Here is a 12,837-nt window from a genome sequence, read left to right on the forward strand (position 1 = left end):
TAGCCTCTGCAGATAACAAAAACGACGCGAGCCAAGATGTCCGCCAGCCTGTCTTCTTCACTGAAATTACGTACCGTCGCCCCTTTCTGGCTTGAGTTCCTGCTGGATGCCGCCCTGCGTGCCGGTGTCGATCTGAGTGGTGCCCTGGTGGATCTGGGTATCAGCAACGACGATCTGGAAAACCCCCAGTCCCGCATTGCCATGACGGTTGAGAACCAGCTACTCAAGCAGGCTATGCAGGAGAGCGGTGATCCGCTTTTCGGTCTGCACATGGGCGAAGGCATCCGCCCGCGCTTCATAGGCGAGCTCGGCTATGCCAGCATGTCCAGCGCCACCCTCGGTGACGCCATCGAGCTGATGATCCCCTTTACCAAGGTCACCAGTGAATGTGCCCAGCTGCGCTTCGAGTGGCGTGACAAGTCCCTGTGGCTGATCTGGGAAAGCGACCTGGAAGACCTGGCCACGTATCCGGCTCGAATAGATGCCAACTTCGCCGGCGCCATCACTTACGGCCGCTGGCTGATCGGCAAGGAAATGTCGCCGGCCAGGGTGCTGTTTCGCCACCCACCACAGGGCGAGGAGCAGGAATACCAGCGCATCTTCCGCTGTGAGGTCGCCTTCGAGCAGCCGCAGAATGCCATCGTCCTCGATGCCAGCCTGCTGGACCTGCCGCTGCGCGATGCAGACCCGGAAATGCACAAGGTGGCACGTTCTCGCATGCAGCGGGCGGTCACCCAGTACCATGCCCGCGACAATCTGCTGGAACAGGTACGCCTGGAGATTCAAAAACGCCTGCAGCAGGGGGTCCCGCAACTGGAACCTATCGCCGACCAATTAGGCATCAAGCCCTGGACCCTGCGCCGCCAGTTACGATCAGAAAACACGGATTTCTCCAGCCTGCTGGAAGATGAACGCCGCCGCCTTGCCTGTGACTGGTTATTGCACAGCGACCGCTCGGTAAACCAGATCGCTCTGGATCTGGGCTATTCGGAACAAAGCGCTTTCAATCGGGCCTTCAAACGCTGGTTCGGCGTCACCCCGGTGCACTACCGGGAACAGCAAGGTAGCGCGTTATCCCCCGACCATTGATGCGCCGCGCCAGCGGCGCTTGCACTGGCCCAGCGTAAGCCCACGGGCAAACCCATCCACCAGGGTCTCCCCCAGATTGCCCTGCAGCATGCGGGTGGACAGAGGCATCAACGGGTAGAACAGCCGCGCCAGCTGCTCTACCGTCGCCATCTCTTCCCGCCAGCCCGCCAACCACCCGGAGTAGCTCGCCAGTTGCCCGGCAAGAATCGCCTGGGCGGCCAGCTGGCCGCTGAGAACGGCGCCATAAATCCCCTCTCCCAGCAACGCTTCGGTACAACCGGCCGCATCACCGGCAAACAGGATTCTCCCCTGACACAAACGGGCCAGTGGCAGCCAGGTGCCCAGCGGGTAGCCCTGCACCCCCGAGGGACGGACGCCCAGCTGTTGCTGACTGTAGCGATCAAGCTGCTCACGGCCCGGCGAGGCTATTCCCTGACGCCACACGTAAAGCCCTACGTTGACATGATCGCCCTTGGGAAATAGCCAGCCGTAGCCACCTTTGATTGCCGCAAAATCCAGTGTCATGCCCGGATACCAGGAGAGCTGCTCCCGAGGCACACATCCCTCGATAGCCACGGCGCCGCCATAACGGCACTCCCCCAACAGCTTGCGTACCGGGCTGTGGGCGCCATCGGCAGCAATCACTGCGCTGGCCTGAAAGCGCTCGCCCTCACGGGTGGTCAGGGTGACAGAGCGGCCATCCTGCCGCAGGGTCTGAATCCCCCGGGTTTCGGCAAAGCTGGCTCCCTGCTCCTGGGCCTGTTGGCGACAGAACGCATCCAGTTCGGCACGTTCGGTCATCACGCAGAAGGGGCTGGCAGCTTGCAAAGCCTGACTACCGGCAGGAAAGCGACCTACCCACAACGTGGACACCACTTCCCGAACCACCGGGGCGATGGAAAACCGGTAGCGATTCAGGGTCTTCGCCGTCACTCCACCAGCACAGGGTTTGCCCTGCCCGGCAGGCCGTGACAGGACCAGCACACGCTGCCCCGCCGCCGCCAGGTCCCAGGCGGCGGCACAACCGGCCTGGCCGGCGCCAACCACCACCACATCCCATTTCGTCATTCATTGCCTCGTGTCAAATCAGTTCGCTCCGGCTCAGGACCTCGGTCCAAGTATGAATAGGCCTTTGCTTCCTTTATAATGCGCCCCGTCCGGGACCCCTGACCCATGGCGGAATTCGCCATTGCTCAGTGTCTCCCCTGGTTTCAGCCCCATAAGTTCTCCCGAATTAAAGCTAGGAGATTGTTAATGAAAGCACCCGTACGCGTAGCCGTTACCGGCGCCGCTGGCCAAATCAGCTATTCCCTGCTGTTCCGTATCGCCTCCGGCGACATGCTCGGCAAAGACCAGCCCATTATTCTGCAACTGCTGGAAATCACCCCGGCCATGGAAGCCCTGAAGGGCGTTATCATGGAACTGGAAGATGGTGCTTTCCCGCTGGTCGCCGGCATTGTTGGCACCGACGATGCCAACGTGGCCTTCAAGGACGCCAACTACGCGTTGCTGGTTGGTGCTCGTCCGCGTGGTCCAGGCATGGAGCGTAAAGATCTGCTGGAAGCCAATGCAGCAATCTTCTCAGCCCAGGGCAAAGCCATCAACGACAACGCCAGCAAAGACATCAAGGTGCTGGTTGTCGGTAACCCGGCCAACACCAATGCCCTGATTGCCCAGCGCAATGCGCCGGACATCAACCCGCGTCAGTTTACTGCCATGACCCGCCTGGACCACAACCGTGGCATGGCGCAACTGGCCAACAAACTGGGCAAAACGGTCAACGACATCACCAAGATGACCATCTGGGGCAACCACTCTTCCACTCAGTACCCGGACCTGCACCACTGCGAAGTGGACGGCAAGGTAGCCATCGACCAGGTTGAGCAAGACTGGTACGAAGGCACCTACATTCCGGAAGTACAGCAGCGTGGTGCCGCCATCATCAAGGCCCGCGGCGCATCTTCTGCTGCTTCCGCTGGCTCCGCAGCTGTTGATCACATGCGTTCCTGGGCCCTCGGTACTGCCGACGGTGACTGGGTGTCCATGGGCATCTACAGCGACGGTTCCTACGGCATCCAGGAAGGCCTGATCTACTCCTTCCCCTGCACTTGCAAGGATGGCGACTGGAGCATCGTTCAGGGTCTGGAAGTGAACGATTTCTCCCGTGGCAAGATGGAAGCCACCGAGAAGGAACTGGCGGAAGAACGTGACGCCGTTTCCCACCTGCTGCCGTAAGGTTTTGCAGGCATGAAAAAGGGGCTCTCCGGAGCCCCTTTTTTTATGGTCAATGTATGCAGCGTTATTGCTCAGTAGTCGTAGTCGTACTGCATTTCAGAAGCAGCCTGGGCACGCTCCACATATTGGTTGTAGGCCGGCACGGCCACTGCCATCAGTACGCCGATGTACCCCACGAACAAGACCGCCACCACAACAAAAGCCGCTACCACACCGCCGCTGTTGGCAACCGGTTTGGGCCCGAATTTGTTCGGTCCCTTGGTGCCCGGCATGAAGATCAACAGCAACCCCATGATCAGGTTCACAATGGGAACCAGAAATAACAGCACAAACCAACCGCTGGCATTGATGTCATTCAAGCGGCGAATTGCATAGATCACCGTCATCACCAGAATAAACAGCATCACGACCATGGCCAGGAAGCCCAGCAGCATCGTGGCCCCGGAATTGGCAGAAGCGCTGTCAAAGCCGCCCATGATTGCCGCCAGAATGCCACCCACAATAGCAATCGCCAGGTAGGAGAGCATGGTCAAACCGAAGGCATAGACGACGTAGCGCATTCGGCCGATACGACCTGATGCGGCAAAGAATTTTGGCTGATAGCGCTCATCAACTTTGGCGATACAAACATCCGCCGATGGAGCTTGGTAAGGCTGGTTCATGCCCCCCCCCTTGGGATAGTGATTACTGATGAAAAGGTCAGCCTCTGTCATTGCTGCTACTTCCTGCAATAGCTCAGAGAAAGAGCCGAACAGAGAACTGCAACTTCGAATCTAGGTATTAGCTGTACCTTCCTGGAGCCGGCAGCCGGCCACTGTTGATTCCTTACAGGGTGTGCTTGCGACTGAAATCATCCATCGCCCGCAGTAGATCGCGACGGCTGATCTGACCGACAAGCTTACCCTTGTCCACCACCGGAAGACGACGCCGGTGATCGGCAATAAAGATTTCTGCCGCATCCAGTATTGAGCTATCCGGAGAGATAGTCTGAGGGTCTTGGGTCATGTACTCGGCAACCGAGCCAATTTCTGTTTCATGGTAGCTGGCCTGCAAAGCGCCCTTGAGACAGTCTGACTCGGAAAAAACCCCTACCAAACTTCCTGAATCATCCACCACTGGGGCACCGGAAATCCGGTTCTCCAGGAGGATACGAATGGAATCATTGACCGAAACATGAGGTTTCAGGGTAACCAGGTTGCGGGTCATGTAATCGGCAACCCGAATGGACTTCAGCATGAGAGAGAACTTTCCTGTGTATCGGACCGAAATAGGCCAATCGTTCCTTTTATAACAGATATTGCTCTGATCACCACGGACTCTGTTTAGCCTCTGAACGACGAACGGCTGTAGATGCAAACAGTTACGCAATGTTACCTTTTGAAAAGACTTATATGCAAAAAGGGAATTTTATGAAAGTCAGAGCCGAAGACATGGAAGCAAAGACGTGGTTTCGCAGCGATCGTTTTTTCAACGAAGGGGGACGTTGGTTCTTTTCGACCCGGGAGAATACCGTTGAAGGCCCTTTTGATACCCACTGGGAGGCAGAACAAGAATTGATGATGTATATCCGCGATATGCAAGCGAAAGCGTCATTTGGGCTAGCACCAGAAATCCGCGTCTGAGAGCTGCCCTCTATCAGGGCAGCTTACAAAGATGGGTTACAGCAACGCGTGGCGCGAGGTAATAATGCCGTTGTTATCCGCGTACACATACTCCCCCGGATGAAAGGTCACGCCACCAAAAGTGATGTCGATATTGAGCTGCCCTTCATCGCGGCGCACGGATTTGATCGGCACGCAGCCCAGGGTGACAACACCGATATCCAGCTTGGCCAGCTCATCCACATCGCGGCATGCGCCATAGATGATCACCCCTTCCCAGCCATTCTTGACCGCGTTCTCGGCAATCATGTCACCGATCAGGGCATTGCGCAGGCTACCGCCACCGTCGACCACCAGCACTTTCCCTTTGCCGTCAGTGGCCAGGTGCTCCTTGACGCGGCTGTTGTCCTCGAAGCATTTCACTGTCACCACTTCCCCGCCAAAGGCACTGCGCCCACCGTAGCTGAACCAGTTATGGCCGGTTACCACAGACACGCTGTCGGCATTCTCATCACAGAGATCGCAGGTCACAAAGGTCATACTGACTCCTTAAAACAGTAGTGAGAAAGGTGTTCCAGGGTGGCGGCCAGATTCGCGCCCTTGCATCCAACTCCCCTATTCGCCTTTCACTTCTCGTGGGTTACGGAACTTGCCGGCAAACACCAGAAAATCCCGGTAGCGTAGTTTGTAAAGACCGGTCTGCGGCCCCTCTAGGGCCATGCCTACCATGGCATCCGCCACCTTCTGGCTGTCAACTGGCAGCCAATGGGCATCAGTCCAGCGGGTTAGCGGCTCGATCACGCGATTGAAGATATTACCCCAGTCCTCAGCCGGCCGCCGGTCATTTCGCTGCCCGCGCAGCAGGGAGGGCTGGAGGATGGCCAGTAACGGCAATTCCAGTTTAACCAGCGCTTTTTCCATCTGGCCTTTTACCCGGGCATAAAAAAACGGAGAGCGGGCGTTGGCATTGACGGCCGACACCACCAGAAAACGCTGCACGCCGGCGCGCAGGGCCATCTGCCCGGCCAGTACCACCAGATCATGGTCCACATGACGGAAGTCTTGCCGGGACCCGGCCTTCTTCATGGTCGTGCCCAGGCAGCAAAACACATCATCTACCTGAAAATACGACTGGCAGGCTTCCATCTTATCCAGATCAACCACCTGAACATCCAGTTTGGGATGCTCTATGGAAAGGGGTCGACGGCAAAGTACCCGTACCTGTTCGTACTCATCACTTTCCAGCAGATTGGCAAGACAGTCGTTACCGACCAGTCCGGTGGCCCCCAGCAGCAAGGCTTTTCTTGTCATTCATCATCCTCATCAAGATCCGGCTCCGCAGGCAACCAGCGCCGTAGAACCGTTTCCAGTGCGTCCAGATGCACCGGTTTCGCCAGAAAATCATCCATTCCCGCCGCCAGACAACGCGCTTGCACGCCTTCCGCCGTGTTGGCGGTAATCGCCACAACCGGTGTACGCGCTCCATCGTTCTGCTTCTCGCGATCGCGCAGCCGCCGGGTCACTTCAAACCCGTCCATTTCCGGCATCATGCAATCCATCAGGATCAGATCAAACCCTTCCTGGTTCACCAGGGCCAGTGCTGTTTCCCCATTACTGACGGTTTTCACCTGATAACCCAGCTTGCTCAGCATGCCCCGAGTCACCAATTGGTTGACCTCGTTATCTTCGACCAGCATCAGCCGGAACTGCTTGCGCCGCTGGCGCTCCTCACGGGTCTGCATTGGCGCATCGCCGACCGGTTGCTGACGCTGCAGGCCCACCAGGCGAGCCAGGGCATTGCGCAGACTGCGGCGATGGGCCGGGCGCACCACCACCACCAGTTCGTGTTTGTCGATCAGCTTCTGCACCGCCGGGGTACCGCGCTCTTCGATAGTGGCCAGCAGCACCAACCGCACCGGTCGCAGGGAAGGATCTTCCAGCACGTTGCGGCACAGGTTCAGGGCCAGTTCCGGCCGCGTCCAGGTATCCACCAGTAGCAGATCAAAATCGCTGTGTTCACGGTGGCCGGCCCGCAGGGCCTGCAACGCATGGTCATAGCCCTGAGCAGAGGAACACTGACAACCAAGCGTCTCGAGCTCTTCCTGCAGGCAGGCTACGGTACCGGAGGCGGCGCCCACTACCACGGCCTCGGCGCCATCAAGGGCTCGTATCAGATCCTGGGCTTCGCGCATGTCCGGCTGCATCTGCACCGGCACGGTGAACCAGAAGGTGGAGCCCTTTCCAGGTACGCTCTCGGCGCCCAGAGTGCCTCCCATGGCATCAATCAGGCCCTTGCAGACCAGCAGGCCGAAGCCGGTATGGCGGCTGCTGTAGACATCCTGGCCCTCTTCGATAAAGCGGTCCTGGAACAGGTGGCGCAGGGTTTCCGGATCCATTCCCGAGCCCTGGTCGCTGAGCCGCACCCTCAACACACCGTTGCTTTCGCTTTCCACGGTAAAATCTACGTCGAGGCGGATCTCGCCGTTATCACTGAATTTGATGGCATTGCTGAACAGGTTGTTGAGCACCTGCATGAGGCGCTCACGGTCGCCGCGAATGCGTTTGGGGAGCAACCGGTCGATCACACAGGTAAGTTCCAGCCCCGTGGTCTGAGCCATGGGGCCGAAGGCTTCCAGCGCCTGCTCAATGGCAGTGCGGAAATCAAAGAACTCGGAATTGAGAGTGACCCGCCGGGACAGGATGCGGGAATAATCGAGTACGTCATCAATCAGCGACAACAGCAGCTTGCCGCTACGCCCGGCTACTTGCAGGTAATCCTTCTGCTCATCATCCAGACGGGTATCTTCCAGCAGGGACATCATTCCCATGAGGGAATTCATCGGCGTGCGCAGTTCGTGGGCCAGGCGGTAGACCAGACTGAGCTGCACCTCCGTACTGCTGCGCACCGGCTGCTGACTGCTGCTTTCGCCCCGTCCGCGGCGTTCGCGGGTCATGGCATGCCAGAAGGTTTCATACTGGCCGCGATATAGACGGAACAGGTAGAACGCATAGATGCTGATCATGATCGCGATCACCCAGTCGTGCAGCGACCCGGTGATCAGCAGTACCAGCACCGTGGGCAGGAACATCAGCACGATATACGCCTGACGCACCCGCAGACCGGCCATCCAGGAGCTACCCAGGGCCGTAGTGACACCCACGTTATAAAGCAGTACCGCGAAGAAGTTGAAACCGGAGCCAAGTCGCCAGGCCAGCCAGGCCGGCAGGATACCCCACAGCAGGGCATGCATGGCCAAACCGGCGCCAAACAGCTTGCGCCAGCGTGCCGGCCCCGAGCCGTAGAGGGCATCGAAACGGGCAACCAGCCATAGTCGATAGGCGGTGACAGCCAGAACGGCCCCGCCTCCGATGAGCGCTTCGAGTTCGAAACTCTGATAGACCTGCCCCCAGGCAAAAACCAGGGCATAAATCAGAAGGGCCGCCAACACCCCCATCAGGGAGTTCTTGGCGGCCCCGTAATCGACGCGCTTGAGAACCTTGCGATCTTTCTTGTATGTCACCGTGTCTTGTTCCGTGGAACGTTTCCGGACAATGTGGCGCTACGTTAGCACTGCTTTTCCGGGCTGGCTACTCCGCCGCGCACGATCCAGGGCAATCAGTAACGGTACAAAGAAGAAAAAGTCCACAAACAGCGCCATGGCAATGGTGATCGCCGACAGCAGCCCCATGCTGGCATTGGGATAGAAGTGGCTGGTGCCAATAATCGCGAAATTGGCCACCAGCACCACGGAGGTGGCTACCAAGGCCACTCCCACGGTCCGGAAAGCATAGTCCACAGCTTTCTCCGTATTCAGGCCCAGCTCCCGTTTGGCACGCACATACTTGCTGAGAAAGTGCACCGTATCGTCCACCACGATCCCCAGGGTCATACAGGCCACCACCGATACCGCCAGACCGATTTCGCCATTGATCAGCCCCCAGAGACCGAACGCCATGGCCGCCGGCAACAGGTTGGGAATCAACGACAGCAGGCCATAGCGAACCGAGCGAAGTGCGAAGATCAGCAATAGCGAGACACTGATCAGTGCGATCAGGGCGCCGCCCAGCATGCTTTCGATATTACGCATGGTGACCCGGCCGAACAGGATATCCATGCCTGTGCCTTTGGTTTGCATGCCCGCGGGCCAGTTATCCTGCATCCACTGCTCAACCCGGTCGTTGAAATCCAGCACCGGCTTTGACCCGATGTTTTCCAGTACCACGATGGCGCGAGCCTGGCGTTTGTCGATATCGAGCTGGTCTTCCAGTCCCAGCCCCTGGGGCAGGGACAACTCGTACAAGAGGGTGTACTGGGAAATCAGTTCCCGGGAGTCCGGAATGCGGTAGTAAGCAGGGTCACCGCCGTGCAAGTCCCGGTTAAGGCGTTTGATCACATTGGTATAGGAGGTGGCGTAGACCACTTCATCCTGCTGCTCCAGCCAGGTCATCAGATCATCAAGATGCTGAAGATATTCTGGCTCCATGGTGCCGCCGGACTCACCGGAGGGAACCGCATAATCAATACGGTGCATGCCGGTCATTTCCGACATGGCAAAATCGTTGACCCGCCTTACCTCGAAGGTCTCGTCAAAGTATTCGTTGAAGACATCGTTGGTACGGTTAAGCCCCACGCTCGCCGTCAGCACCACGACGACAACCGACATGCCTGCCAACCAGCGCTTGTAATGACGGCTGAGATGACCGGCCAGTGCGCTCATCCAGGGTGCATAATCACGCTGTCTGCCCGGCTCGATGCGGTGCGGCAACAGCATCACGAGCGCCGGCAGCAGCAGTACCGAGAACACAAAGGCCAGCAGCACCCCGATCAGTACTACATTGCCCAGCGCCCGGAACGGTTGTGATTCGGAAAAATTGAGAATGGCAAAGCCGATCGCCGTTGTCAGGCTGGTCAACCAGATTGGTTGCAGATTGATACGCAGGCTTTCCAGCAGCGCCGGCGTCTTGGCAATTCCCTGCAGACCTTCATGCCGATAGCTGGCGAGAAGATGCACGGAATCCGCCACTGCCAGGGTCAGGATCATGGCCGGCGCCATACCCACGATGGGCGAGAACTGGATACCCAGCCACATGGCAATCCCCATGGCCGAGGCAATCGAGAAGGCGATCACCACCACGGTCACCGCCACAAACATGGCACTACGCAGGATCAGCCAGAGACACAGCATCATTACCAAAAATGCAAGTGGCAGCGTGGTCGCCATGGACTGCTCCGTGGCTTCAGCAGAGGCCTGGGAGAACACCACGGTACCGGTCACCATGAATTCGATGTCCGGGTATTGCTCACCATAGGCCCGCGCCATTTCCCGGGCGGCGGCAGTGATTTCCGGGGCCTCGGTATTGCCCTCCCCCATGGTGACCGTGGCAACCACCCCGGCCACATGCCCCTTGTCCGAGACGAGTCGGCCGACCAGCGCGGGCTCGTTCAGGGCGATCTCACGGGCTTGCTCGATATCCTCCGCCGACATGGTAAGCGCATCTTCCACCAGTGGGGCCACAAAGAGGTCATCGCCCTCCACTTCCGTGTGCTGAAAGTTGGTCAGCGAGTCCACCCGGGTGGAATGTGGCAACGTCCAGGCATCATCGGTCAGGGCTTCAATGGCCGCCAGCGTTTGCGGTTCAAACACCCGGTCGTTTTTCGGATGCACCACAAACAACACCATCTCGTTGGCAGTGAAGCTGTCTTCCAGGGACACAAAGCGCTTGAAGTCCGGGTTCTCTTCCGTGAAGAAAATTCGTGGATCGTTGTTGTTATGGAAGTGGCTCATGCCACCGGCCATGGCAAGGCACAGGCCCGTGCAGGCCAGCAGTACCCACACCGGATGTGTCACCACCCAGCGACTCCATGCGTCTTTCATGCGTATCCCCCTTATTCGGTAGCCGCAGTCTAGGCAGGGGTAAACACTGTGTCACGGACCGAAAGGGCCAAAATCAGATACTTTACGTTAACGTAAACTTCCCCTACTCTTTTACCATGAGCAAAAAACAGACCTACAGCATCGGCGAGCTGGCCCGGGAATTTGATGTCACCACCCGCACCATCCGCTTTTACGAAGACCAGGGCCTGGTAGCCCCGGAGCGCCGCGGGCAGACAAGGGTCTACACCCCCGCCGACCGGGTCACCCTGAAACTGATTCTGCGTGGCAAGCGCCTGGGCTTCTCGCTGGCCGAATCCCGCGAACTGATCGGCATGTACCAGCCACAAAGCGACAATCGCAGCCAGTTGCTCGCCTTACAGGAAAAAATTCACCAGCGCCGCGTACAGCTTGATCAGCAACTGCGTGATATCCAGCTACTGCACCAGGAACTGGATAACGCAGAACAACGCTGCCTGGAAAGTCTGGGAGCTGCTGAATAACTCTTTGCGTGCTCAGGCTTTCAGGCTGGCTCACAATCTAGGCGCGATTTTGAAGGTGTATGTCCATCCATCAAAAAAGCGCAACAACGAGTGTGGGTCAGCCTGAAAGCCCCGAAGGGCGAGGCCTGAAGGGCGCATCTGCTGCGCTTTGTCGCTAGGAAAGGGAACCACCCTGCCCGTCGCAACAAAACACAACAGCTACACCCTTCAGGCCTCGCTGAGTACGCAAAGAGTTATTCAGCAGCTCCCCAACCAACTGGAGTCCAAGGAAAATGTTTAACAGCACCTTCAACTTCCACCTGGGCGAAACCATTGACGCCTTGCGTGATACGGCCCGCGCCTTCGCCCAGAAGGAAATCGCTCCCATTGCCGCCGAGATCGACCGCAGTAACGAGTTCCCCCTGGAGATGTGGAAGAAGATGGGTGATCTGGGTCTTCTTGGAATCACTGCCGGCGAAGAATACGGCGGCGCCAATATGGGCTATCTGGCCCACACCATCGTGGTGGAAGAGATTTCCCGCGCCTCTGCCTCCATCGGCTTGTCCTACGGCGCCCATTCCAATCTGTGTGTCAACCAGATTGCCATCAACGGCAGCGCTGAGCAGAAAGACAAGTACCTGCCCAAACTGATCAGCGGCGAGCACATCGGCGCTCTGGCCATGAGCGAGCCCGGCGCCGGCTCTGATGTAGTGAGCATGAAACTGCGCGCCGAAAAGAAAGGCGACCGCTACATCCTCAATGGCAACAAGATGTGGATCACCAACGGCCCTGACGCCCACACCTACGTAATTTATGCGAAGACTGATACCAGCGCGGGCCCCCGTGGCATTACGGCTTTCATCGTCGAGCGTGACTTCCCCGGTTTCTCCCGGGCCCAGAAGCTGGACAAGCTGGGTATGCGTGGCTCCAACACCTGCGAGCTGGTGTTTGAAAACTGCGAAGTCCCCGCCGAGAACATCCTTGGCAAGGAAAATGAGGGCGTAAAGGTACTGATGAGCGGCTTGGACTATGAGCGCACCATTCTGTCCGGTGGTCCGGTGGGCGTGATGCAGGCCTGCATGGATGAGGTGGTGCCCTACATCCATGAACGCAAACAATTCGGCCAGGCCATCGGCGAATTCCAGCTGATGCAGGGCAAGATCGCCGACATGTACGTGATGCTCAACACCAGCCGCAGCTATCTCTATCACGTGGCCCAGGCCTGCGACCGCGGTGAAACCAACCGCAAGGATGCCGCCGGCGTGATTCTCTACTGCGCCGAGAACGCGACAAAAATGGCCCTGGAAGCGATCCAGACCCTGGGCGGCAACGGCTACATCAATGATTACAACACCGGCCGACTGCTGCGTGACGCCAAGCTATATGAAATCGGCGCCGGCACCAGTGAAATTCGTCGCATGCTGATCGGTCGCGAGCTGTTTAACGAGACCGCCTGACCAGGCCAGCAAAAGAAATTTTCACCACAGAGGGCACAGAGTTCACTGAGGAAAACCTGGTCTCTGTGTGCTCTGTGACCTCTGTGGTAAGAAACGGTTT

The 12,837-nt window shown here is 58.1% G+C and carries 12 protein-coding genes; 5 read left to right on the plus strand and 7 right to left on the minus strand.

From position 1 onward, the window contains the following. Positions 1–36 precede the first annotated feature (36 nt). Positions 37–1,089 carry an AraC family transcriptional regulator gene (locus B3Q33_RS03980; RefSeq protein WP_272963216.1) on the plus strand — a complete coding sequence of 351 codons (1,053 nt, stop codon included), beginning with the start codon at positions 37–39 and terminating at the stop codon, positions 1,087–1,089. On the opposite strand, the gene B3Q33_RS03985 is transcribed toward B3Q33_RS03980, so the two are convergent. Next, on the minus strand, positions 1,072–2,157 hold the full coding sequence (locus B3Q33_RS03985; protein ID WP_272963217.1) for a geranylgeranyl reductase family protein: 1,086 nt from the start codon (positions 2,155–2,157) through the stop codon (positions 1,072–1,074). The genes B3Q33_RS03980 and B3Q33_RS03985 overlap by 18 nt on opposite strands. A 186-nt stretch (positions 2,158–2,343) precedes the next feature. Between B3Q33_RS03985 and B3Q33_RS03990 the strand changes: the two genes are divergently transcribed. Beyond that, entirely contained in the window at positions 2,344–3,324 is a 981-nt protein-coding gene (locus tag B3Q33_RS03990; RefSeq protein WP_035244559.1) for a malate dehydrogenase, read from the plus strand. Positions 3,325–3,395: 71 nt separating this feature from the next. Here B3Q33_RS03990 and B3Q33_RS03995 read toward each other — a convergent pair whose 3' ends face one another. Both B3Q33_RS03995 and B3Q33_RS04000 read right to left on the minus strand, forming a co-directional pair. Then, positions 3,396–4,037, minus strand: coding sequence for a DUF805 domain-containing protein (locus tag B3Q33_RS03995; protein WP_272963218.1), 642 nt, complete (start codon positions 4,035–4,037; stop codon positions 3,396–3,398). Positions 4,038–4,149: 112 nt separating this feature from the next. Beyond that, positions 4,150–4,560: a CBS domain-containing protein gene (locus tag B3Q33_RS04000; protein ID WP_035244561.1), complete on the minus strand. Its 411-nt coding sequence runs from the start codon at positions 4,558–4,560 to the stop codon at positions 4,150–4,152. Positions 4,561–4,691: 131 nt separating this feature from the next. Here B3Q33_RS04000 and B3Q33_RS04005 point away from each other — a divergent pair, with 131 nt between their 5' ends. Continuing rightward, positions 4,692–4,946, plus strand: coding sequence for a DUF6316 family protein (locus B3Q33_RS04005; RefSeq protein ID WP_272963219.1), 255 nt, complete (start codon positions 4,692–4,694; stop codon positions 4,944–4,946). 36 nt (positions 4,947–4,982) lie between these two features. Here the strand turns inward: B3Q33_RS04005 and rraA are convergent, their stop codons facing one another. The 4 genes from rraA to B3Q33_RS04025 all read right to left on the minus strand — a co-directional run bounded on the left by rraA (position 4,983) and on the right by B3Q33_RS04025 (position 10,801). Beyond that, a complete protein-coding gene (gene rraA / locus B3Q33_RS04010; protein ID WP_035244563.1) occupies positions 4,983–5,465 on the minus strand; it encodes a ribonuclease E activity regulator RraA in 483 nt (160 codons plus the stop codon). A 75-nt stretch (positions 5,466–5,540) separates the two neighbouring features. Continuing rightward, entirely contained in the window at positions 5,541–6,236 is a 696-nt protein-coding gene (locus B3Q33_RS04015) for an NAD(P)H-binding protein (RefSeq protein ID WP_035244566.1), read from the minus strand. Then, positions 6,233–8,446, minus strand: coding sequence for a response regulator (locus B3Q33_RS04020; protein WP_272963220.1), 2,214 nt, complete (start codon positions 8,444–8,446; stop codon positions 6,233–6,235). Before B3Q33_RS04020 ends, B3Q33_RS04015 begins: the two co-directional genes overlap by 4 nt. 39 nt (positions 8,447–8,485) lie before the next feature. Next, positions 8,486–10,801: an efflux RND transporter permease subunit gene (locus B3Q33_RS04025; RefSeq protein ID WP_272963221.1), complete on the minus strand. Its 2,316-nt coding sequence runs from the start codon at positions 10,799–10,801 to the stop codon at positions 8,486–8,488. A gap of 116 nt (positions 10,802–10,917) precedes the next feature. On the opposite strand from B3Q33_RS04025, the gene B3Q33_RS04030 reads away from it, so the two are divergent. Then, positions 10,918–11,301: a MerR family transcriptional regulator gene (locus B3Q33_RS04030; protein WP_272963222.1), complete on the plus strand. Its 384-nt coding sequence runs from the start codon at positions 10,918–10,920 to the stop codon at positions 11,299–11,301. A 272-nt stretch (positions 11,302–11,573) separates the two neighbouring features. Further along, entirely contained in the window at positions 11,574–12,737 is a 1,164-nt protein-coding gene (locus B3Q33_RS04035) for an isovaleryl-CoA dehydrogenase (protein WP_272963223.1), read from the plus strand. The last annotated feature ends 100 nt before the right edge of the window (positions 12,738–12,837 follow it).

The organism is Alcanivorax sp. UBA3183 (genome assembly GCF_002364155.1).
In the GTDB taxonomy this organism is placed as follows: domain Bacteria; phylum Pseudomonadota; class Gammaproteobacteria; order Pseudomonadales; family Alcanivoracaceae; genus Alcanivorax; species Alcanivorax jadensis.